This is a genomic window from Burkholderia sp. BCC1977 (genome assembly GCF_905339595.1).
Taxonomy (GTDB): domain Bacteria; phylum Pseudomonadota; class Gammaproteobacteria; order Burkholderiales; family Burkholderiaceae; genus Burkholderia.
Map to the genome: position 1 here is coordinate 1 of NZ_CAJPGQ010000154.1, position 781 is coordinate 781.

Sequence of the window (781 nt, forward strand, 5' to 3'; positions counted from 1 at the left end):
GAGAAAAATATCATGAAGAAACAGGCTCTCGCATGCCTTATTGCCGCAAGCATGCTCGGAACGTCGATCGGCGCATTTGCGCAACAAGGACCCGGTAATCAACCGGATGGACGTGCGCCGGTCGGCGGCCACGAACAGAGGCAGGATCACGGCCCCGATCGTGACGGTAGTACCCGCGCGCCCGGCGGCATGCAGATGCAACCTACCCATCGCGACTCCCGTGCGGAGGTGCATGCGGACGCCGGTCAAAAAGAGCACGGCGACTGGCGCCGCGGGGGGCGTGTGCCGCAGGACTATCGCGGCTCGCAGTACGTGATCGACGACTGGCGCGGGCATGATCTTCAGCCGCCCCCGGCTGGCTATCATTGGCTGCAGATCAATGGCGACTTCGTGCTGGCGGCTATTGCGACCGGCGTGATCGCAAACGTCCTGCTCGCGCCGCATCACTGATTGATCCAGGACCACGGAATGAAAAGGATGTGTGCGGCGGTAAGCCTTGTAGTGTTCGCGTCGACGCTCGGCGGTTGCTGCTGGTAGCCATACTGTGGCCCAGGCGGTTCGGGTGGCGGCTTTGCTCGTCCGGGCGGCCGTCGGGACGGCCCAGCTGGCGGTGGTGGCCCGCAAGGCACTAACGTTGTACCGCATTCGTCCGCGCTGGGTTGATCGGTGCAATGCCTTGCGGTTGAGAAGGTAGCTGCAAGGCATTTCGTCACCGTTCCAGGTGACGAAAGTCGAAGAAATACACCCAAATAAAAAACACTCCAAAGGCCGAATGGCGATC

General features: G+C 61.7%; 1 protein-coding gene. It reads left to right on the plus strand.

The window, feature by feature from the left end; translation table 11 throughout:
• A partial coding sequence (locus U5771_RS35220) for an RcnB family protein (RefSeq protein WP_322028189.1) occupies positions 1–450 on the plus strand: 450 nt, incomplete at its 5' end.
• Positions 451–781 lie beyond the last annotated feature (331 nt).